We start from the raw sequence: 20,601 nt of genomic DNA on the forward strand, positions 1-20,601 counted from the left end.
ATGGTCACTGACGAGGTCGGCGAACTCGACCACACAATGGAATGGCTCATCGGACCCGCTCTGGACCGACTCGCCAGCCAGCTGGCCGAGGCCGCCGATCTCGTCGCCGCCGAAGCGGCGGTGATCCTGGCCGCGGCCCGGAACACGCTGCTGGACACCGTGCGCCGCAAGGTGAACCGGGTCCTCGTGCTCGAACTCAACGCCGCGCGCATCACCGGCAAGCTCACCGCGCCCGACCCGGCCGGGCGGTGGGCCGAGTTCATCGGCCACGCCGCCGACCCGGCGTTCTGGCACGGGCTCACCGAGCACTACCCGACGCTGGTCGAACGCCTGCACGTCGTCGTGGACAACCGGTGCGCGGCGATCCGCCTTATGGCGCAACGGTTCGCCGCCGACCGGGCGCGGCTCGGGTCGCTGCTCGACGCCGAGCCCGGCGAGCTGCGCAAGCTCGACATCGGCCAGGGCGACAGCCACCAGGGCGGCCACACCGTCACGCTGCTGCACTGCGCGGGTGGGACCGTGGTCTACAAGCCGCGTCCGATGGCAGTCGACGTCGAACTCGCCGACCTGCTCGCCGTGCTGACCGACGGCGACACCCACCCCATCCGCGTGCCGCGCGCGCTGCTCGGCGACGGCTACGGCTGGGCCGAGCACGTCGCCCACCGCTACTGCGCGGGCGAGGACGAACTGCGCGCGTTCTACCGCAACCTGGGCCACTGGCTCGCCGTGATGCGGCTGGTGTCGGGCACCGACCTGCACGCGGAGAACATCATCGCCTGCGGACCCGTGCCCGTCGTCGTCGACTGCGAGAGCGTGTTCACCCCGCGCCCGCCGCACCCGCCGACCGGCGCGGGCCAGGCCACCGACCTCATCGCCGAGCAGCTCAACGGCACCGTGCTGCGCACCGGCCTGCTGCCCGGGCGCGGCGCGGGCCTGGGCTGGCGCGGCGTCGACGGATCGGCGATGGGCGGACTGCCCGACCAACAGCCCGACATCGGCCTGCCCGAGTTGGTCGGCGCGGGGACCGACACCGCGCACGTAGCCATTGTGCCACAACAGATTCGGCCCACGCAGAACCTGCCGAGCCCGCAGCCGCAGCTCGCGCGCCAGTGGGGCGAGGTCGTCGCGGGGTTCGACGCGATGGCCGCCCGGATCGACCGGATCGACCGCGACGGCGGCCTCGAACCGCTGCTGGCCCGCTTCGCCGACTGCGTCGTCCGGGTGGTCGTGCGCGACACCGAGGCCTACACCGAACTGGCGCGGATGCTGTGGCACCCGGTGGGCCTGCACCAGCAGGAGGCCGCCGAGACCAAGGCGAAGGCGCTGCTGGCGCGACACTCGATGAACACCCGCGGCCCCGGCGACCCCGACGTGCACGCCGCCGAGGTGGCCGAGCTGCTGATCGGCGACATCCCGGTGTTCACCACGACCCCGGCGGAGGGCTGGCTGCACACGCCCGCGGGCACGGTGTGCGGCCCGCTGGTCGACCAGGTGCACCTCGCGCTGAGCAACTGGCGCGGCGCGGACTTCGCCCTGGAGCGACGGGTGACGCACGCGGCGCTGGTGAGCGCCTACCTCAACCAGGGCGCCGAACCCGAACTGGGCCGGATGGCCACCCCCACGCCCTCAGCGTCCGATTTGGACACTCGGCGACGCGCGCTGGCGGCGGGCCTGATGCGGGAGCTGGCGGCCGAGGCGATCCGCGGCGACGACGACACGGCCACGTGGTTCGCCCCGATCCTCGACCGCTCCGGCTGGCAGACCACCCCGCTGACGCCCGACCTGTACGGCGGGACGCTCGGCGTCGCGGTGCTGCTGGCGGGGTACCAGGCCGAAGTGGACGCCGGGCGGGCGGACAAGGTCGACGGGCTGGACTCGCTGCTGGCCGGGACCGTGCGCACCGCCCGCCTGACCCAGGTCTGGTGGGCTGACCAGGCCAAACACACCCGGCGGCGGCCGGACCCGGTCGGCGCCTACATCGGCTTGGGCTCGCAGATCTGGTGCTGGCTGACGCTGGACGCGCTGGGCATGGACAGCCTCGCCGACGCGGTCTTCCTCGGCGAGCAGCTGCCCGCCGCGATCGCCGCGAGCGAGGGACCGGACCTGGTGGTCGGCACGGCGGGCGCGATCGTCCCGCTGCTCGCGCTGGCCGCCCGGACCGGCGAGACCCGCTGGACGGACCTGGCCGTCCAGGCGGGCGAGCGCCTCGCCGCCGAGGCCAAGCGCGACGGCCTGACCCGCTGGGCGGTCCCGAACTGGCCGGACGGCATCGGCGGCCTCGCCCACGGCGCCACCGGCATCGGCTGGTCGCTGGCCCGCCTGTCCGAGGCCACCGGGGATCGTCGCTACGCGGCGCTGGCCTCGGAAGCCGCCGCGTACGAGGAGACCTGGTACGACACCGACCGCCAAGCCTGGCGCGACCCGCGCGAACCGGACACGATCGCCGCCGCCTGGTGCCACGGCGCCGTGGGCGTCGGCCTGGCGACGCCGGACCCGGACGTCCTGCGCCGGGCGGCGGTTTCGGGCCTGCGGGACGGGATCGGCTGGACCCACACCCTGTGCCACGGGGACACGGGCGTGTGGGAGCTGCTGACGCGGGCGCTGGCTGAGGGCGTGGCGCCGGACGGGCTCGACCAGCTCGGGCTGGACGCCATGGTCATCGGCAGCCTGGAAGCGAACGGGGTGACCACGGGGCTGGCCAGAGAGGTGTATTCGCCGAGCATGATGTCGGGCTCGGGTGGGGTGGCCTATCAGCTGCTGAGGATGCACCCGGACTGTCGGCTGCCCTCAGTCCTGTTGTTGGGGGACACGGCCCGGTGACCGACGAACCCGACCCCCGCGGATACACCCAACAGTCAGCCACCCCAGACCTGCTGACAGGAGACACCGCCCAGTGACCGACGAACCCGACCCCCACGGCGGCGCCCCCAAACACCCCACAGAAACACCCAACAGTCAGCCACCCCAGACCTGCTGACAGGAGACACCGCCCAGTGACCGACGAACCCGACCCCCACGACAGCGCCCCCAAACACCCCACAGAAACACCCAACAGTCAGCCACCCCAGACCTGCTGACAGGAGACACCGCCCAGTGACCGACGAACCCGACCCCCGCGACGGCGCCCTCAACACCCCGCACTGGCAGCTCGGCGCCGCCGAGGAGCAGCCGCGGCGGGTGTTGCGGGATCTGCCCGGGGTGACCTGGCCGGTCGTGCGCATGATCTGGACCGCCGCGCCGAGGGCGGCCGCGGCGGTGGCGGCGATGCAGATCGTGTCCGGGTTGGCCGCGGCGTTCGGGCTGTTCGCGACCACCGGGGTCCTCGTCGAGCTGCTGGCGAGCGGCCCGACGGCCGATCGGGTGGTCGCCGCGCTGCCGTCGCTGGTGCTGGTGGCGGTGGCGTTCGGGACGCGTGGGGCGATGGACATCGGGGTGGCGTTGGCGCACGCCCGGATCACCCCGGCCGTGCGGCGGCTCGCCGAGGAGCGGCTGCTCGCGGCGAGCCTGGGGGCGGACCTGGCGGCGTTCGACGACGCGCGGTTCTACGACCGCATGCACCGGGCGCGCGACCGCGGACTGTTCTTCATCGAACGCTCGGCGGACAACCTGGTCGAGCTCATCGGGTCCCTGCTGGGCATCGCGGCCGCGTTCGGCAGTCTCGGGGTGCTGCACCCGATCCTGCTGCCGGTGCTGCTGCTGGCGGTGATCCCGGACGGCTGGGCCGTGCAGCGCGCGGCGCGGCTGGCGTACGCCAGTGTCGGGCACACGGTGACGCTGGACCGGCGCGTGCAGATGGTGTCCGACCTCGCCACCGAGCGCGAGCCCGCGGCCGAGATCCGCGCGTGCCAGGCCGAGCCGTTCGTCCTGCGCGAGTACCGGGTGGCCGCCGATCCCCTGTGCGCGGAGGACACCCGGCTGCGCACCGCCCAGGCTCGTGTCCGCGGTGTCGGGCGCGGGCTGGCCGGGGTGGGTCTCGCGGTGACCTATGTGGTGCTGGGTCTGCTGGTGCACTCCGGGTGGGTCGCGCTGGCGGTCGCGGGGACGGCGGTGATCGCGGTGCGGGCGGCCACGTCGGCGCTGAACCGGCTGGTGCTGGCGGCGAACCAGTTGGTCGAGCAGGGCCTGTATGTCGCGGACTACCAGGAGTTCCTTGCCTACGCCCAGCGTCCGAAACCTGAGGACCGCCCCCAGGTCGCGCCCGGGCGGGTGCGGCTCGACCGGATCACGTTCACCTACCCGGAGAGCGAGCGTCCCGCCGTCCGCGACCTGAGCATGACCATCGAACGCGGCCAGACCATCGCGCTGGTCGGCGAGAACGGGTCGGGCAAGACCACGCTGGCCAAGCTGATCGCGGGCCTCTACCCGCCGACCGCGGGCACCGTGACCTGGGACGGCCACGACCTCAGCGGCGTCGCCCGCGACCTGGTCGCCGACCAGGTGATGATGGTGCTGCAGGACCCGGTCCGCTGGCCGCACACCGCCCGCGTCAACGTCCGCGTCGGCAGGCACGACCGCCTGGACCCCGATGGCCTCGCCCTCGCAGGCGCGGCCATCCAGTCCGGCGCCGACGAGGTCGTCGACCGGCTGCCGAACAGCTGGGAAACGGTGCTGTCCAAGCAGTTCCGCGGTGGCCTGGAACTCTCCGGCGGCCAGTGGCAGCGCCTCGCCGTCGCCCGCGGCCTCTACCGGGACGCGCCGCTGCTCATCTGGGACGAGCCGACCGCGCCACTGGACGCCAAGGCCGAGTTCGCCGTCTACGAGTCGCTGCGGACACTCGCGGCGGACCGGACCGTCGTGCTGATCACCCACCGGCTGGCCAGCGTGCGCCACGCCGATCGCATCTACCTGATGCACGAGGGGGAGCTGGCGGAGGAAGGCACGCACGCGGAGCTGCTGGCCAAGGGCGGCCGCTACGCCGAGCTGTATGAACTGCAGAGCCGAATGTACGCCGATGCCTGACCAGCCCACCCTCAACCTCGTACTCCCCGGCGACAACCACTACACGCAACAACACAAACCGCGAAGCCGGAAGCACGCCGATGCCTGATCAACCCGCCCTCAACCTCGCACTCCCCGGCGACAACCACTACGCGCTGTCCCGCAGCCAGTTCATCGGCCGCCCAACGGAAATCCTGCCGCGGGCCGTCGCCCGCTGCGCCGACACCGCGGCCGTGGCCGCAGCACTCGCCATGGCACGTGCGCGCGGTCTGCCGTTCGCCATCCGGGCGGGCGGGCACTGCAACGCGGACCACTCCAGCACCGACGGCCTCCTGATCGACCTCACCCCGCACGACTCGATCACCGTCGACGGCGACCTGGTCACCGTCGGACCAGGTGTCCGAATAGGACAGCTGGCCGCCGCGCTCGCTCCCCTCGAACGCCTGGTGCCCACCGGCTCGTGCCCGTCGGTCAGCGTCGTCGGCGCCGCGCTCGGCGGTGGCTTCGGCAGCCACGGCCGAAGCCACGGCCTCACCTGCGACGCCATGGTCGCCGCCGACGTCCTGCTCGCCGACGGTCGCGTCGTCCCCGCCGACGCCGACCTGCTGTGGGCGCTGCGTGGCGCGGGCGCGGCCGGATTCGGCGTGGTGACCAGCGCGACCTTCCGCACGGTGCGCGCCGTCCCCCGCACACACCTCCGCCTGGCCTGGCCGATCGAACACGCCTCCGCGCTCATCCGACACTGGCAGGCGTGGGCACCGGACGCGCCGGACGCCGTCGCCGTCGAACTGGTGCTGCTGAGCCCCGACCACCCCGACGACCCACCCCTGGCCATGCTGATCGGCGCGGTACCCGACTTCGCCGCCGTCTCCGGGTTCCTCGACGACCTCGGCGTCCCGCCCCGACTCGCCGAGACCGCCGCGCTGTCGGCCGCCGAAGCCGCGCTGCTGCACGCGACCCCGTACTCAGCCACCGCCCACGACGCGACGTCGATCCCGCTGGTGTCCGACCGGCCCGGGATGAGCAGCGCGAAGACCGAGTTCTTCGACCACCCGCTCCCCGACCACGCCATCGACGCCCTGCTCGCCCACTTCACCGCGGCCCGCGAACCCGGCGAACTCCGCGAGATCGCCTTCACCCCGTGGCGCGGCGCCTACGCGCGCGAAACCGATTCCGCGTTCCCCCACCGCACCGCGGCGTTCCTGGTCAAGCACACCGTGCTGATCGGCCCGCGCGGCGCCGTCCGCCGCGGCCACGAAGCGCTGGCCTGGCTCGCCGCGAGTTGGGCGACCGTCCACCCGCATGGCACAGGCGGCGTGTATGTGAACTTCGCTGACCCCGACCTACCCGACCACCTCACTTCCCACTACGGCTCCACTGTGGACCGTCTCCGCGTGGTCAAGGCGAAGTACGATCCGGACGACATCTTTGGCTCGGCTCAGCCCTTGGGCCGGGAACCCACGTCGAACGTCGCGCCGAACGGGTCGGTGACCGTGGCGAAACGGCCGTAGACCATGTCGATCGGCTCCTCGGCCCGGCCACCCGCCGCCACCGCGCGGGCCACCGCCTCGTCACAGTCGTCGACCTCGAACAGCGTGCCCCAAGCCGACTTGGTGGCCTTCGGATCGCCGGTGATGCCGCCGATCTCGTGGCCGTCCGGCCTGCGCAGGAACGTGAAGTCCATCGCCGGCAGATCGTCGTTCCCGTCCAGCGTGAAGTCGAACACCGACGCGTAGAACGGCCGGGCGACCTCCGGGTTGGGGGTGACCAAATCGTTGCGCAGCAAGGTGTTCGGCTCGTTGACCAGCCGCGCGCCGATGTGTTTGGCGCCCTGCCAGAGGCCGAACTGGCCGCCGGTCGGGTCGGCGGCGATGGCCATTCGGCCCTGGTCCATCACGTCCATCGGCTCGACCAGCACCGACCCGCCCGCCAGGCGCACACGGTCCACAGTGGAGTCGACATCGTCCGTGGCCAGGTAGACGTTCCACCAGAAGTCCGTGGCCGCTGGATCGGGATTCGGCATCAGCGCCGCCACGGGCTGACCGTTGACCAGACAGTTCGTGTAGTTGCCGGTCTCCGCGGGCCCGATGTCGAACTCCCAGGCGAACAGCGCATGGTAGAACGCCATCGCGCGGTCGAGATCGGGGATGCCGAGGTCGATCCAGGTCGGGGTGCCGAGTGGCTGGTTGACGCTGACACTGCTCATGGTTGCCTCCAAAGTGGGTGTGCCGCCAGGCTAGCCAGACCCACCGACAGAACGGCCCGCGAGCGCTGCCCGCGGGCCGATTCACCCGTCAGGGAACCACCTTCCCGTAGATGTTCTGATCCAATCCACCCGCGCTCGGGCACGTGTCGGGCCCGCCGGCGACCCTGCACTGCAGGACGTCGAACCCGTCCGTGCCGTCGACCGGGTAGCGCGGATCGGTGCCCGGCACGGTGTCGCGCTGGTCGGTCCACGTCATCAGGACCGTGGGCCCGGACGCCGCGATGTAGTTGTAGTCGCCGAAGAACGGCACGTCGCGGTCGCCGAACTGCTCGTACTGCGGCATCTGCGCCACGGTCGACACCTGTGCCACCGTCCACGTCGTCCCGTCGTCGGCGGACACGGCGTAGAAGGTGTGCAGGCCGGGCGGGGCCGCCACCGCGGCGGGCGGGTTGGCGGCAACGGCGATGTTCGAGATCGGGACGGTCCGCCAGTCGCCGGTGAGGCCGGTGGCGGTGTCGGCGCGGCTGTCCTGCCACACCGCGTGCAGCGCGCCCGCTTCGGCGGCGATGTCCGGGAACAGCTGGTGGCCCTTCACCTGTGGATCGATCCGCGCCGGGGTCGACCACTGGCCGCCGCTGTCGGTGGACCTGGTCAGGTAGACGGCGGCCTGGCTGCCGGTGCCGGGCGCCACGGTCTCGTAGGTGGTCCCGGTCGGCACCTCGGTGCCGGGGACCGACGCGTCGAAGGCGAGGAACACCTCGCCCGGGGTGCCGTTGGGATCGGCGGTGATCCGGGTCTGCGAGCCGCCGCGGAAGAACACGTAGCCGCTCTGGCAGGCCAGGGGGCCGTCGCCGCAGTCGCCCGCGAACGCGCGCGGCGCGGGTGAGGCGCACGTGCCCAGCGTCGAGTCGGCGACAAGGCAGGCGTTGTACTTGGCCTGGCCGTAAGCCGAGGCGTTGACCGTCTGGTCGGACGGGTCCCAGCCGGTGAACGGCGCGGCGACCGCGGGCTTGGTGAAGCTGCGCCCGCCGTCGGTCGACCTGACCACCACCGCGGCGTTGTCCTGCCGCTGGTTGGCCGCCGCGAACTGCCGCCAGCCGACGTAGACCGTGCCGACACTGTCGACGGCGATGTCGCAGAACTGACTGCCGTGCACGTTGTCGGAGATCTTCGACGGGTTCGAGAAGGTCACGCCGCTGTCGGTCGAGCGGGACAGGAACACCCCGTTGTTCGGGCCGCTGGCGGTGAACCGCGCCCAGCAGACGTAGACGTTGCCCGCGTGCGGGCTGTTCGCGCCGCGGTCGACCTCCAGCTGGACCTTGTCGTGGAACACGCCGAGGAAGATCGGCGACGGCGTGCCGCGCGCGACCAGGCTGGTGAACTCGTAGGTGGGCGCGGGGCCGGCGTTCCAGGTGTAGCGGGCCACCCAGATCGACCCGCCCGCGGGCTTGGCGCGGTTGAACGCGATGCCGCCGTAGAAGAAGTGGCCGTCGTTGTCCCATGCCTGCACCGGGTCACCCGCGTTGGTGAGCCCCAGCCGCGACAGCGGGGACGCCTGCCCTGCGGGCGAGGTGTCGCCCGGATAGCCGGGGACCAGGCTGTTGGTCCAAGCCGCGCCGCCGTTGGCGGAGTAGTAGAGACCCGCCCAGGTCGAGCCGATGGTGCCGACCGGGCAGTAGTCGTTGGCGCCCGCTGTCATCAGCGCCGGGTTGTGCGGGGCGACGCTGGCGGCGGGCTCGTTCTGCTGCCTGTTGTTGACGCTGCAATCAGCGAGGGTGGTGTCCGTGCCGCCGTCGTAGCGGACGTACACGCGGTCGCTGACCTTGACGTCTCCCGGCGCGGCGACCGCGGGCACCGGTACGGCCGCGGTGAGGGCCACGCAGGAGGCGATGATCGAGAGTCGGGTCGGAATCCGCATTGAAACTCACCCGTTTCCGTGTCAGAGGTGACTGACGCGGCAAACCACGCTACGCCGTCGCGGGCGGCGCGGGCAGGGCACAATGAGGATGAAGAGGGAGGTCGCATGACCGAGAAGTTCACCGACGAGGAGTACGCGTTCCTGCGGTACGCGCGCTTCGGGTCGCTCCCCCGCCGAGTCGCGCCGAGCGAACTGGTGCCGCTCAACGAGACCGAACCGGCCCCGGACTACGCCGACCTCGCCTACGACGCGAAAGAACGCGCCGAAGGCTAAGACACCTTCGCGAGAAACGCCGTCAGCCGGGAGTGCAGATCGATCAGGTCCTCCAGCGGCGTGTCCAGCTCGCGGAACACAGTGCGCGGCAGCTCCCGGATCGGGGCGCGCAGGGCCTCGCCCTCGGTGGTCAGCTCGACCAGCACGCTGCGCTCGTCGGCGGTCCCGCGCGTGCGGCGCAGGATGCCCGCCGACTCCATGCGCTTGAGCAGGGGCGACAGCGTGCCCGAGTCGAGCTGCAGCGCCTGGCCGAGGTCCTTGACGGTGAGCGGGCCCCGGTCGAGCAGGGCGAGCATCACCAGGTACTGCGGGTAGGTCAGGCCGAGGTCGTCGAGCAGGGGCCGATAGCGGCCCGTCAGCGCGCGCGACGCGGTGTAGAGGGCGAAGCAGAGCTGCTGCTCCAGCGCCAACGGGTCGGCCATCGGACTCCTTACACCTACCCCAATCAGACGACTAGCTCGATGTCGATGTTCCCACGCGTGGAACCGTCGGTCAGACGACGACTAGCTCGACATCGATGTTCCCACGCGTCGCGTTGGAATACGGGCACACCTTGTGGGCCGCCTCGACGAGTCCGTCCACCGTGGACCGCTCGACCTCGGGCACCGAGACCTCCAGCTTCACGCCGAGGCCGTAGCCGCCCTCGATCGCGCCGAGCTGGACGACCGCGGCGACCTGCGAGCCGTCGACCCGAACCTTGGCCTGACGGGCGACGAGCTGCAGCGCGCTGTGGAAGCACGCGGCGTAGCCCGCGGCGAAGAGCTGCTCGGGGTTGGTGGCGCCGCCAGGGCCGCCGAGGCTGGTGGGGATGGCGAGCGGGTTGTCGAGGACGCCGTCGGACGAACGAACGTGGCCGCCCCGGCCGGAACCCGTCGCGATGGCCTTCGCCTCGTAGAGAGTCTGCACTGAATCCTCCAGGTCAGAAGTCGATAACCCGAACGGTAGTGCACAACTAAATTGTGCACAACCACGTGTGGCGCATACCACCGCCACCGGATGAGGTGAACTAGGATATGGAAGGTTAGCCTCACCTCACCCTTCGTCCTCTGGATTGGGAGCAGCGATGCACCTCCGAACGACCCGGCTCGCGGCGGCGATCCTGGCCGCCCTGCTCACCGCGACGACGCTCGCGGCCTGCGGCAGCGACGCCGGCGACGGGCCGAAGCTGACCGTGTACTCCGGCCGCAACGAGGGCCTGGTCAAGCCGCTGCTGGACAAGGCGGAGAAGACCATCGGCGCCAAGGTCGAGGTCCGCTACGGCGACACCGCCGCGCTCGCGGGCCAGATCTCCGAGGAGGGCGACGGCTCCCCCGCCGACGTGTTCTTCTCCCAGGACGCGGGCGCCCTGGGCGCGCTGGAGTCCGCGGGCAGGCTCGACAAGCTCCCGCAGGGCGTGCTGGACGCCGCCGCCCCGCAGTGGCGGTCCGCGGAGGGCAACTGGGTCGCCACGTCGCTGCGGACCCGCGTGGTCGTCTACGACCCCGACAAGGTCACCGAGGCCGACCTGCCCAAGGGCATCGACGACCTGCTCGACCCGAAGTGGAAGGGCAAGGTCGGCTTCGCCCCGTCGAACGCGTCGTGGCAGGCGTTCGTCACCGCCATCCGCGTGCTGCGCGGCGAGGACGGCGCGAAGGCGTGGCTGGAGAAGTTCAAGGCCAACGAGCCGCAGAAGTTCGAGAACAACCTGAAGATCCGCGACGCCGTCGACGAGGGCAAGCTGGAGCTCGGCCTGTCGAACCACTACTACTGGTTCGAGAAGGCCCACCAGGTCGGCATCGACAAGATGCACGCCAAGCTGCACTACATCAAGGGCGACGACCCCGGTTCGCTGGTCAACGCCGCGGGTGTCGGCGTGCTGAAGTCCAGCAAGAACAAGGACCTGGCCAACAAGTTCGCCGAGTTCCTGATGTCGGCGGAGTCCCAGCAGTACTTCGCGGACAAGACCGCCGAGTACCCGGTGCGCGCGGGCGTCACCTCGACCGAGCACAAGCTCGTGCCGCTCAACGAGCTGCAGCCGCCGAACCTGAAGCTGTCCGACCTCCAGTCGCTGCCGAAGACGGCGGACATGCTGCGTCAGGTCGGGCTCCTGTAGATGCGCGCGACCCGCGTCCCGGGAACGCCGCGAGCCACCGGTTGGCTGCTCGCGGCGATCCCGGCCGTGGTCGTGGCGGTCCTGCCGCTGGTCTACCTGGTGCTGCGCGCCACCGACCAGGGCTGGGACGTCTTCTGGTCCATCGCTGTCCGGTCGCGGACGGCGGAACTGACGGTCAACACGGTGGGGCTGCTGCTCGCGGTCGCGGTGAGCGCGGTCGCCCTGGGCACGGCGGCGGCGTGGGCGGTCACCCGGACGGCACTGCCCCTGCGGCGGGTGTGGACGGTCCTGCTGGTGCTGCCGCTGGCGGTGCCGTCGTATGTCGCCGGTTTCGCGTGGCTGTCGATGGACGTGGTCGGCTTCGCGGGCGCCTGGCTGGCGTTGACCACGGCGAACCTTCCGCTGGTCCTGCTCCCGGTCGCCGCGGCCCTGCGGTCGGCCGATCCGGCGCTGGAGGAGGTCTCCCGGTCGCTGGGCCACGGCCCGTGGCGGACGTTCGCCCGGGTGACCCTCCCCCGCATCTGGCCGTCGGCGCTCGCGGGCGGCCTCCTGGTGGCCCTGTACGTCCTGCACGACTTCGGCGCGGTCTCCCTGCTGCGCTACGAGACCTTCACCCTGGGCATCCAGACCGCGTACGCGGGCAGCTTCGACCGCACCCCCGCCGCCGTGATCGGTGTCGTGCTGGTGGTCCTGGCGATCCTGCTTGCCCTGGCCGAGGCCAGGATGCGCGGCACGACCGCGGCCCGCCTCGGCCCCGGCGTCGCCCGCCAGCCCGAACCGGTCCGCCTGCGCCGCGCGAGCGCCCCCGTGCTGTTGGGCCTCGCCGCCATCGTGGCCGTGTCCCTGGGCGCCCCCATCGGGGCCCTGATCCGGTGGCTGGGCGCGGGCCGCTCCGCCTTCGACGGCGCCGCCCTGGCGGAGACCACCTTCACCACCATCCAGTTCGCCGCGCTAGGTGCTCTGGCGACGATCGTCTTGGCGGTGCCCGTCGGCTTCCTGGCCGCCCGACACTCGTCCCGCCCGGTCCGCGCGGTCGAACTGGCGGCGTACGCCGGACACGCGCTCCCCGGTATCACGGTCGCACTGGCCCTGGTGTTCTTCGGTGTCCGGTTCGCCCAGCCTTGGTACCAGGAGACTCCGCTGCTGGTCCTGGGCTATGCGGCCCTCTTCCTGCCCATCGCGATCAGCTCCGTCCGGACGGCGGTCGCCTCGGCTCCCGCCGGGGTCGAGGACGTCGCACGCTCGCTGGGCCGAGGCCGGGTGAGCGTCTTCGGCACCGTCACCCTGCCCTTGGCCACCCCGGGAATCGCCGCGGGCGCCGCCTTGGTCTTCATCACGTGCGCGAAGGAACTGCCCGCCACCTTGCTGCTGCGCCCCACCGGCGCCGACACCCTGGCCACGGCCCTCTGGACGAAGACCGGGATCTCCGCCTTCGCCGAAGCCGCGCCGTACGCGGCACTGCTGGTGGCGGTGTCAGCTGTCCCGGCCATCCTGCTTGAGATATCGGTGTTCAGGTCTGGACGTCGACCGGAGGAAGCAGTCTTGGAATCAGCGACCCGAGGAGCGCAATCGTGACCGAGCTGACGATCACGGCCCTGACCGCCGGATATGGCGAGACTCGGGTGCTGCGCGGGGTTGACCTGACGGTTCCTTCTGGTTCCCTGGCCGCGGTTCTGGGGCCTTCGGGCTGCGGGAAGACGACGCTGCTGCGGGTCGTCGCCGGCTTCCTGCGCCCGGACGGCGGCACTGTCTACTTGGGTGGGCGGGACGTCACCAGCGTTTCACCGGAGCGCCGGAGGGCCACGATTGTTCCCCAGGAAGGGGCGCTCTTCCCGCATCTTTCTGTTGGCGCGAACGTCGGCTATGGGTTGCCGCGCGCAGGCCGGGAGGCACGGGTCGAGGAAATGCTCACCCTGATCGGCCTGGACGGCTATGCCAAGCGGCGGCCGGCTGAACTATCCGGCGGCCAACAGCAACGGGTCGCTTTGGCCCGGGCGCTGGCACCCCGCCCTGATCTGGTTCTTTTGGACGAGCCATTCTCGGCTCTGGACGCCGGTTTGCGCGCCGATCTCCGGGCGGATGTCCGACGGGTGCTGCGGGCCGCGGGGACGACGGCGTTGCTGGTGACACACGACCAGGACGAAGCCCTCTCGATGGCGGACTTGGTCGCGGTGATGCGGGACGGTCTGGTTGTGCAGGCGGGGCTGCCGGAAGAGGTCTATGCGCGACCTGTTGATTTGGCGGTGGCTACGTTTGTCGGTGAGGCGGTCCTGCTGCCTGCAGTCGCATCAGGACACTCGGCGGAGAGCACACTGGGGAGGATCGACCTCACCGACGGGGCATCTGGACCAGGCACAGTGATGCTCCGCCCAGAACAACTACTCCCAAGCACCAACGGAACCGGCGTGGCGGCAAGGGTCCTGCGCACCAGCTTCCACGGCCACGACGCAACAATCACTTTGAGAGCAGGCGACCTAACCCTGATCTCCCGCGTCCCGGCACCACTAAAAGTGACTGAGGGCGACAACGTCCACATCGCCATAACCGGAACGGCACGCTTCTACCCAAACTGAAACCGCTGGCAGGCAACGGCACTAGACCCACCACGGACCCAGTCCCCCTCCGCACCCCGTCCTGGCTCGTCTGCTACCGCTGACCCCACCCATTCCTGCTAGCGCAGAGCCCATCGTTAGAGCTGGCTCGAGCGGAGGCCGACATGCGGGCCGCTCCCTCGTGCAGGGGAAGTGCAGGGACCTTCGGTCCCCAAAGCAGGGATCTGCATCGTCGTTCTTTGAGCTGCCCCGGTCTTGTTGTGGTTGGGGTGCGTAGGGGGCCGTTGCGTTGGGTGGCGTGGGTTGGGGGGCTACACCATGTACTGGTCGTGCCTGGCGAACAAGTCCTTCCACTCCTCCGCGCTCAGCTGCAGGCCCTTGTCCGCCACCTCCGCCAACTCCTGGAAGTACTTCTCCCGGGGCGGCCCAGGCGCGAACAAGATCAACATGTCGGCGGACTCGTCCGAGTCGTTGCGGAAGGCGTGGATGCCGCCCTCGGGGACGTACAGGAAGTCGCCCGCCGTCGCGTCCACCCACTGTTCCCCATTGAACAGCCGCACCGTGCCCGCAATAACGAAGAAAGATTCCGAGAAAGTGCGGTGGAAATGCGCCCCAGGGCCGCCCGCCTGTGGCGCCATCTCCCACCGAAACAGGCCGAACTTGCCATCCGTGACCGACCCCGGCGCGACGAACCGGGCTGTCGTCAACGGCCTGACCAGCGCATCTGCGGCGTCGACCGGTCGGAACACGCCGCTGACCTGGCCGGTCTCCGCTGTGTATGGAGTGGCCGTTTGAGCCGCCGAGTGGGTACCTATGAAAGACACACGACCTCCCTCGATTTCATGGTTTCCGACCCCGATCCTAGGCATACTCACAGAGTGAAGATCACCGAGATGCAGATCACGGTCGAATTCCCCGTCCTGGCCGAGGCCGCCGACGTGTGGGCAGTCCTTTCGGACATCCCGCGTATGGCCACCTGGAGCCCGGAGTGCGTCCACGCCGCGTGGCGGGACGAGGCACGGATCGAGCCGGGTACGCAGTTCGAGGCGACGAACAAGATGGGCGACTGGTCCTGGGATGTCACGGGCGAGATCGTGGCCATCGCGGAGAACAACAAGGTGACGTGGGTGGTGCGCGGGCTCGATGAGGGCACCGACCAGCCGTCGTCCACTTGGAGCTACGAGTTGGAGCCGCTGCCCAGTGGCGGCACCCTCATCCGGCACTCGTTCGCCCACGGTGCCGGTGGCAGCCACCTGGTGACGAAGGCCGCCGAGTTCCCCGAGCACGCGGACGCCATCATCGAGGGGCGGGCCCGGATGTTGCGGGAGAACATGACCAGCACGCTGGCCGCGATGTCCAAGCACATGGGCTGGGCGGTCCCCAGCCTGATGTCCACGTAGGACTCCCGCACGGGGCCGGCCCGCGGGCCGGCCCCGGGAGATCACATATTGATCATGTGTCCGGCGAGGCCGTGGATGGCCTCCTTGACCGCCTCACCCAGCGTCGGGTGGGCGTGGACGTTGCGGGCCATCTCGTGCACCGTCAAGTCCCACTGCTGCGCCAAGGTCAGCTCCGGCAGCAGCTCGGTCACCTCAGGGCCGATCAGGTGCCCGCCGAGCAGTTCGCCGTACTTCTTGTCGCTGATGAGCTTGACGAAGCCCACCGGGTCGGCCAGGCCGTGGGCCTTGCCGTTCGCGGTGAAGGGGAACTTGGCGACCTCGACGTCGTAGCCCTTCTCGCGGGCCTGGGCCTCGGTGTAGCCGAAGCTCGCGATCTGCGGCTGGCAGTAGGTCGCGCGCGGGATCATCACGTAGTCGAGTTCCATGGTCTCGACGTCGGCGATGGTCTCCGCGGCGATGACACCCATGGACTCGGCGGCGTGGGCCAGCATCAGCTTGGCCGTGACATCGCCGATGGCGTAGATGTGCGGCACCGAGGTGCGGCAGCGGCCGTCGATGTCGATGGCGCCGCGCTCGGTGAGCTTGACGCCCGTGCGCTCCAGGCCGTAGCCCTCGACGCGCGGGGCGAAGCCGATGGCCTGGAGGACCTTGTCGGCCTCCAGGACCTTCTCCTGGCCGCCCTTGGACACCGTGACCCGGACCTTCGCGCCCGTGTCGTCGATGGACTCGACGCGGGTGCCGGTGAGGACCTCGATGCCCAGCCGCTTGTACCGGCGGGCCAGTTCCTTGGAGACCTCTTCGTCCTCCAGCGGCACCATGCGGTCGAGGAACTCGACGATGGTGACCTTCACGCCGTAGTTGTGCAGCACGTAGGCGAACTCGACGCCGATGGCGCCCGCGCCCGCGATGACGATGCTCTCCGGCAGCTCGGAGGCGAGGATCTGCTCCTCGTAGGTCACGACCCGCTCCGAGAGCGACGTGCCCGGCAGCAGCCGCGTCGTCGCGCCCGCGGCGATGATCGCGTTGGCGAAGGTGACCGTCTCGGTGCCGCCGTCGTTCAGCGCCACCTCGATGGTGTTGGCGTCGGTGAACGTGCCCTTGCCCTGGAACTGGGTGATGCCGTTCTTCTTCATCAGGTAGTGCACGCCCTTGACGCGGCCGTCGGCCACCGAGCGGCTGCGCTCGTAGGCGGCTCCGTAGTCGAAGGTGACCGTGCCGTCGACCTGGATGCCGAAGGTCTTGGCCTCGTGCTGGACCAGGTGGGCCAGCTCGGCGTTGCGCAGCAGCGCCTTGGACGGGATGCAGCCGACGTTGAGGCAGACCCCACCCCAGTAGCGCTCCTCGATGATCGCGGTCTTCAGCCCGAGTTGCGTCGCCCGGATGGCCGCCACGTAGCCGCCCGGCCCGGCCCCCACGACCACGACGTCGAAATGTGTGCTCATGGTGCCCACGATATCCACACCACCAGAACCTCGCGCCGACGCTGGGTAGGCGGCACCAGCTGGATAGGCGGCACGAGCTCGGTCCGGACGATATCGCCCACGGCGCCGCCGCGGGCAACCGCCGCCGCTACTGGGCCACGGCCAGCGGCAGGGCGCGCCCGCCCTCGACCGCGGCGGCGACCTCGCGCACCACGGTGGTGTCGCTCAGGGCGTGGCCGCCGACCCGGACCGTGCGCACGCCCGCGGCGTTGGGCGCCCAGCCGGGGCCGACCATCACGACGGTGCGAACCACGTCGGGGAACTCGGCGACCACCCTGGCCACCGTGTCGGCGACCGCCGTGTGGGCGATGAGGTGCGTGCGGGTGTAGCGGTCGGCGAGCGACTCCAGCACGTCCTCGATGACGTTCAGCGACTCGCCGTTCGCCACCGCGCACCACGCGATCTGGTAGCGCTCGGCCAGCGGCGTCCAGCCCGCGGGCAGATCGGTCGGGGTGGAATCAGCGGCGTCGAGCACGACCAGCGCGGGCCCGTAGTCCAGGCCACACCACAGTGGTCTCGGTGTCCGCTTCAACGTTTTGCGCAACGCCCCTCCTCCAAGGTGTCCGTCCCCGCGACGAACTACCCAGGATCGCTGGGATTCAACCACTATCGGGGGTAACCCACATCTCGACAGCCGAGTTGTCGGCCGCGCGCAGCGTGCTTACGGTGGGCGAAACCGCCGACCACCGCCTGAGGTGTGGCCAGTGCCGACCACGGAATACAGCCACCTCGCGCCGCTGTTCACCGACCTCGCGGCGCTCGACCCGGCCGATCCCCGCCGCGCGGACGTGCGCGCCGAGCTCATCACCGGCCACCGCAAGGTCGCCGAACACATCGCCGGGCGCTTCCGCAACCGCGGCGTCCCGCTCGACGACCTGGTCCAGGTCGCGACGGTCGGGCTCATCAACGCCGTCGACCGGTACGACCCGACGCGGGGCTCCGACTTCCTGACCTACGCGGTGCCGACCATCATGGGCGAGGTCCGGCGGTACTTCCGCGACACCGCGTGGGCCCTGCGCGTGCCCCGCACGCTGCAGGAACGCCACCGGACCGTGAGCGTCGCGAGCACCGACCTGGCCCACGACCTCGGCCGCGCGCCGACACCCAGCGAGCTGGCCAAGCACCTGAACCTGCCCCTCGACGCCGTCTTCGAGGCCATCGCCGCAGGTCAGGCCTATCAGACCGCGGAGATGGCCGAATCACCCCAGCTGAGCAGGCCCGACGACGCGCTGGCGGGCGTGGAGACCGCCCAGGACCTGCGTCCACTCATCGCCCGGCTATCCGACCGCGAACGGCGCATCCTGGGCCTGCGCTACATCCGCGACGACACCCAGACTCAGATCGCCGAGCGGCTCGGCCTGTCCCAGATGCACGTGTCCCGCCTGCTCACCCGCACCCTCGACAAGCTCCGCGCGGGCCTTACTGACTGACCCGCCTGCGCGCGTAGGCCGCGCGGCGTTCTCCCTCGTCCAATCCACCCCAGATCCCATACGGCTCGATGACGGTCAGCGCGTGGTGGCGGCACTGCACGATGACCGGGCAGGTCTGGCAGATCTCCTTGGCGTGGCGCACGCGGTCGGCGCGGGCCTGCCCCCGCTCGGCGTCCGGGTGGAAGAACCAGGCGCTGTCCAGCCCCCGGCAAGCACCCTGACGCTGCCAGTCCCACGTCTCCGAGACCGGTCCTGGCAGGCGCGAAAGCTCACTCATGGTCCTGCTCCCCTCGTGACGGCTCCTATGCCGGGTGTTACCCGGGCCGCGCACGGGTGAAACGATTTCTCCCCCTGTGCTCCACGGCACAGCTTGGACAGGACTACTAGGGTCAAGATGGTCCACACTGGGGTGAGCAGGACAAACTACTGCCGGGGAGGCAGCCGTGGCACGGCCGATTTGGAACGGGGCGATCAACTTCGGGCTCGTGACGGTTCCGGTCGAGCTCTATGGCGCCACCGAGGACCACACGATCAGCTTCCGCCAGTTCGAGCGGGGCACCGCCGACCGGATCCGGTACAAGCGCGTCAACGAGCGCACCGGCAAGGAAGTGGCCTACTCCGACATCGTCAAGGGCGCCGAGATCGGCGGCGGCGACTACGTCATCATCGAACCGGAGGAACTCGACGCGATCGCGCCGGGCCGCTCCAGGACAATCGACATCTCCGCCTTCGTCGACCTCGACGAGATCGACCCGATCCACTACCAGAAGACCTACTGGCTGGCACCGGCCAAAGAGGAATACAGCCGCGCCTACAGCCTCCTGCTCCAGGCGATGCGCAAGTCCAATCGCGCCGGTGTGGCGACGTTCGTCATGCGCGGCAAGGAGTACCTGACGGTCGTGCGCGCGGGCGAGGAACTGCTGATCCTGACGACCATGCTGTTCGCCGAGGACCTGCGCGACCCGGCCAAGGAACTGAAGTCCATGCCCGAGATCGCCCCCGCGCGCGGCAAGGAACTCGACATGGCCATCTCACTCATCGAGTCGATGAGCGAGGAATGGAAGCCCGACGACTACCACGACACCTACACCCAGCGCGTCGAGCAGCTCATCGAGGACAAGAAGGAAGGCCGCGAGATCGTCTCCGAGGAGGCGCCGAGCGAGCCCACCAAGGTCGTCGACCTGTTCGAGGCGCTCAGCAAGAGCGTGGAAAGCCGGAAGAAACGCCGCACGGAATCCGATGAGCCCGAGCAAGACCTGGCTAGCCTGAGCAAGGCCGAGCTTGACAAGCTTGCCCGTGACCTGGACGTCAAAGGCCGCTCGAAGATGAACCGCGACGAGCTGGAGAAGGCGGTGAAGGCGGCACAGGGCTCGGGCGCGCGTCCTAGGAGGGCTTCGTGACCTGCCCGGAGTGTCGAGAGCATGTCGCCCACTGCCACGGAACCTTGATCATCGACGCCGTGGCGGTGGAGTGCACCGAGGCTAACTGTGCCGACCTTGACCCCGCGCGACACGCGCTGGTGGTCTCAGGAGCGTTCGCCGCGGTCTGAGTCAGGCCACGAGCAGCCGGAGCCCGAGTTCGGCCGCTTCGAGGGCGCGGAGATCGCGGTTGCGTTCGGCCCAACGGCCGGTGGAGAGGTCGTCGCGGAGGCGGCTCACCGCCCGCTGCTCTGCCTCCGGCCCGACCCTGGCCCACACCGACACGGCGCGGCGCACCTGTTCGTCGAGGTACGCCTCGGGCCTGCGCCAGTACGCCTCGAAGAAGCCGTCGGCGCAGTCCCACGGAACGGGCACCGACTCCACGCGGGCGCCGATCACGTGCGCCAACTGGTCCACCGAGGGCCTGCCCGCCACCAACTCGGCGGCCTCGGGCAAATAGTCGCGGATGAGCCAGAACCGCTGAAGCCAGTTGTCGCCGCTGACGTCGTGCGTGAACACCACCACGCGCCTGGCCACCCGCCGCATTTCACGCAGCCCGGCGATCGGGTCGTGCCAGTGGTGAATAGTGCTGAACGCCATCGCGGCATCGAACGACTGGTCCGCGAACGGAAGCCTCTCCGCCGCGGCGGCCACACACCGCGCCGCACCCACAGGACGCTGCGCCCGCATGACCGCCGACGGCTCCACCGCAGTGACGTCCCGGTCGGAGGGCTCGTACGAGCCGGTGCCCGCCCCCACATTCAGCACCGTCCGCGCGTCCCCCAACGCATCCCATACCCTCGCCGCGATCCGCGGTTCGGTACGCCGCGTCGCCGGATATGCGGACCCGATGGAGTCGTACAACTGCGCTCCGAACACGTGGGCTGCTCCCC

Annotated in this window: 19 protein-coding genes; 10 read left to right on the top strand and 9 right to left on the bottom strand. The window is 70.4% G+C overall.

What is annotated here, in order from left to right; genetic code table 11:
• From ACSHT8_RS11785 to ACSHT8_RS11795, 3 genes are all read left to right on the top strand, one after another.
• Complete coding sequence (locus ACSHT8_RS11785; RefSeq protein WP_436500543.1) at nt 1-2,820, top strand: type 2 lanthipeptide synthetase LanM family protein; 2,820 nt, start codon at nt 1-3, stop codon at nt 2,818-2,820.
• A gap of 273 nt (nt 2,821-3,093) precedes the next feature.
• Nucleotides 3,094-4,959, top strand: a complete 1,866-nt coding sequence (locus ACSHT8_RS11790; RefSeq protein WP_436500545.1) for an ABC transporter ATP-binding protein — start codon at nt 3,094-3,096, stop codon at nt 4,957-4,959.
• Nucleotides 4,960-5,039: 80 nt separating this feature from the next.
• Complete coding sequence (locus tag ACSHT8_RS11795; protein ID WP_436500547.1) at nt 5,040-6,449, top strand: FAD-binding oxidoreductase; 1,410 nt, start codon at nt 5,040-5,042, stop codon at nt 6,447-6,449.
• On the opposite strand, the gene ACSHT8_RS11800 is transcribed toward ACSHT8_RS11795, so the two are convergent.
• Nucleotides 6,377-7,144, bottom strand: coding sequence for a VOC family protein (locus ACSHT8_RS11800; protein ID WP_436500548.1), 768 nt, complete (start codon nt 7,142-7,144; stop codon nt 6,377-6,379). The genes ACSHT8_RS11795 and ACSHT8_RS11800 overlap by 73 nt on opposite strands.
• 88 nt (nt 7,145-7,232) lie before the next feature.
• Nucleotides 7,233-9,062, bottom strand: coding sequence for a hypothetical protein (locus ACSHT8_RS11805; protein WP_436500550.1), 1,830 nt, complete (start codon nt 9,060-9,062; stop codon nt 7,233-7,235).
• A 105-nt stretch (nt 9,063-9,167) separates the two neighbouring features.
• Here ACSHT8_RS11805 and ACSHT8_RS11810 point away from each other — a divergent pair, with 105 nt between their 5' ends.
• Nucleotides 9,168-9,335, top strand: a complete 168-nt coding sequence (locus ACSHT8_RS11810) for a hypothetical protein (RefSeq protein ID WP_436500552.1) — start codon at nt 9,168-9,170, stop codon at nt 9,333-9,335.
• On the opposite strand, the gene ACSHT8_RS11815 is transcribed toward ACSHT8_RS11810, so the two are convergent.
• The gene (locus tag ACSHT8_RS11815; RefSeq protein WP_436500554.1) at nt 9,332-9,757 is read right to left on the bottom strand and encodes a MarR family winged helix-turn-helix transcriptional regulator; all 426 of its coding nucleotides are present in this window, start codon (nt 9,755-9,757) and stop codon (nt 9,332-9,334) included. The two genes, ACSHT8_RS11810 and ACSHT8_RS11815, sit on opposite strands and share 4 nt — an antisense overlap.
• A 70-nt stretch (nt 9,758-9,827) precedes the next feature.
• Nucleotides 9,828-10,241 carry an organic hydroperoxide resistance protein gene (locus ACSHT8_RS11820; RefSeq protein ID WP_436500556.1) on the bottom strand — a complete coding sequence of 138 codons (414 nt, stop codon included), beginning with the start codon at nt 10,239-10,241 and terminating at the stop codon, nt 9,828-9,830.
• A gap of 157 nt (nt 10,242-10,398) precedes the next feature.
• On the opposite strand from ACSHT8_RS11820, the gene ACSHT8_RS11825 reads away from it, so the two are divergent.
• Genes ACSHT8_RS11825 through ACSHT8_RS11835 form a run of 3 tightly spaced genes read left to right on the top strand, consistent with a single transcriptional unit; the run spans nt 10,399 to nt 14,000 of the window.
• Complete coding sequence (locus ACSHT8_RS11825; RefSeq protein WP_436500558.1) at nt 10,399-11,427, top strand: iron ABC transporter substrate-binding protein; 1,029 nt, start codon at nt 10,399-10,401, stop codon at nt 11,425-11,427.
• On the top strand, nt 11,428-13,002 hold the full coding sequence (locus tag ACSHT8_RS11830; protein ID WP_436500560.1) for an ABC transporter permease: 1,575 nt from the start codon (nt 11,428-11,430) through the stop codon (nt 13,000-13,002).
• Nucleotides 12,999-14,000, top strand: coding sequence for an ABC transporter ATP-binding protein (locus ACSHT8_RS11835; RefSeq protein WP_436500562.1), 1,002 nt, complete (start codon nt 12,999-13,001; stop codon nt 13,998-14,000). Before ACSHT8_RS11830 ends, ACSHT8_RS11835 begins: the two co-directional genes overlap by 4 nt.
• 290 nt (nt 14,001-14,290) lie before the next feature.
• Here ACSHT8_RS11835 and ACSHT8_RS11840 read toward each other — a convergent pair whose 3' ends face one another.
• Complete coding sequence (locus ACSHT8_RS11840) at nt 14,291-14,848, bottom strand: cupin domain-containing protein (RefSeq protein WP_436500564.1); 558 nt, start codon at nt 14,846-14,848, stop codon at nt 14,291-14,293.
• Between the two features lie 9 nt (nt 14,849-14,857).
• Between ACSHT8_RS11840 and ACSHT8_RS11845 the strand changes: the two genes are divergently transcribed.
• Nucleotides 14,858-15,379, top strand: a complete 522-nt coding sequence (locus ACSHT8_RS11845; RefSeq protein WP_436500566.1) for an SRPBCC family protein — start codon at nt 14,858-14,860, stop codon at nt 15,377-15,379.
• Between the two features lie 41 nt (nt 15,380-15,420).
• On the opposite strand, the gene lpdA is transcribed toward ACSHT8_RS11845, so the two are convergent.
• Together lpdA and ACSHT8_RS11855 are read right to left on the bottom strand one after the other, a co-directional pair.
• The gene (gene lpdA, locus ACSHT8_RS11850; protein ID WP_436500568.1) at nt 15,421-16,821 is read right to left on the bottom strand and encodes a dihydrolipoyl dehydrogenase; all 1,401 of its coding nucleotides are present in this window, start codon (nt 16,819-16,821) and stop codon (nt 15,421-15,423) included.
• Nucleotides 16,822-16,948: 127 nt separating this feature from the next.
• Nucleotides 16,949-17,404, bottom strand: coding sequence for a hypothetical protein (locus tag ACSHT8_RS11855; RefSeq protein WP_436500569.1), 456 nt, complete (start codon nt 17,402-17,404; stop codon nt 16,949-16,951).
• Nucleotides 17,405-17,564: 160 nt separating this feature from the next.
• Between ACSHT8_RS11855 and ACSHT8_RS11860 the strand changes: the two genes are divergently transcribed.
• A complete protein-coding gene (locus ACSHT8_RS11860; RefSeq protein WP_436500571.1) occupies nt 17,565-18,290 on the top strand; it encodes a SigB/SigF/SigG family RNA polymerase sigma factor in 726 nt (241 codons plus the stop codon).
• On the opposite strand, the gene ACSHT8_RS11865 is transcribed toward ACSHT8_RS11860, so the two are convergent.
• Nucleotides 18,280-18,567: a WhiB family transcriptional regulator gene (locus ACSHT8_RS11865; RefSeq protein WP_436500573.1), complete on the bottom strand. Its 288-nt coding sequence runs from the start codon at nt 18,565-18,567 to the stop codon at nt 18,280-18,282. The two genes, ACSHT8_RS11860 and ACSHT8_RS11865, sit on opposite strands and share 11 nt — an antisense overlap.
• A gap of 166 nt (nt 18,568-18,733) precedes the next feature.
• Here ACSHT8_RS11865 and ACSHT8_RS11870 point away from each other — a divergent pair, with 166 nt between their 5' ends.
• A complete protein-coding gene (locus tag ACSHT8_RS11870) occupies nt 18,734-19,690 on the top strand; it encodes a Ku protein (protein WP_436500575.1) in 957 nt (318 codons plus the stop codon).
• 150 nt (nt 19,691-19,840) lie between these two features.
• Here the strand turns inward: ACSHT8_RS11870 and ACSHT8_RS11875 are convergent, their stop codons facing one another.
• A complete protein-coding gene (locus ACSHT8_RS11875; RefSeq protein WP_436500577.1) occupies nt 19,841-20,476 on the bottom strand; it encodes a methyltransferase domain-containing protein in 636 nt (211 codons plus the stop codon).
• Between the last annotated feature and the right edge of the window lie 125 nt (nt 20,477-20,601).

The organism is Actinokineospora sp. HUAS TT18 (genome assembly GCF_051364635.1).
Classification (GTDB): Bacteria; Actinomycetota; Actinomycetes; order Mycobacteriales; family Pseudonocardiaceae; genus Actinokineospora.

Coding starts and splice junctions, on each gene's coding strand:
- ACSHT8_RS11830 (WP_436500560.1), top strand. CDS start 11,428: ATGCGCGCGACCCGCGTCCCGGGAACGCCGCGAGCCACCGGTTGGCTG.
- ACSHT8_RS11805 (WP_436500550.1), bottom strand. CDS start 9,062: ATGCGGATTCCGACCCGACTCTCGATCATCGCCTCCTGCGTGGCCCTC.
- ACSHT8_RS11865 (WP_436500573.1), bottom strand. CDS start 18,567: ATGAGTGAGCTTTCGCGCCTGCCAGGACCGGTCTCGGAGACGTGGGAC.
- ACSHT8_RS11825 (WP_436500558.1), top strand. CDS start 10,399: ATGCACCTCCGAACGACCCGGCTCGCGGCGGCGATCCTGGCCGCCCTG.
- ACSHT8_RS11840 (WP_436500564.1), bottom strand. CDS start 14,848: ATGCCTAGGATCGGGGTCGGAAACCATGAAATCGAGGGAGGTCGTGTG.
- ACSHT8_RS11800 (WP_436500548.1), bottom strand. CDS start 7,144: ATGAGCAGTGTCAGCGTCAACCAGCCACTCGGCACCCCGACCTGGATC.
- ACSHT8_RS11815 (WP_436500554.1), bottom strand. CDS start 9,757: ATGGCCGACCCGTTGGCGCTGGAGCAGCAGCTCTGCTTCGCCCTCTAC.
- ACSHT8_RS11785 (WP_436500543.1), top strand. CDS start 1: ATGGTCACTGACGAGGTCGGCGAACTCGACCACACAATGGAATGGCTC.
- lpdA (WP_436500568.1), bottom strand. CDS start 16,821: ATGAGCACACATTTCGACGTCGTGGTCGTGGGGGCCGGGCCGGGCGGC.
- ACSHT8_RS11810 (WP_436500552.1), top strand. CDS start 9,168: ATGACCGAGAAGTTCACCGACGAGGAGTACGCGTTCCTGCGGTACGCG.
- ACSHT8_RS11795 (WP_436500547.1), top strand. CDS start 5,040: ATGCCTGATCAACCCGCCCTCAACCTCGCACTCCCCGGCGACAACCAC.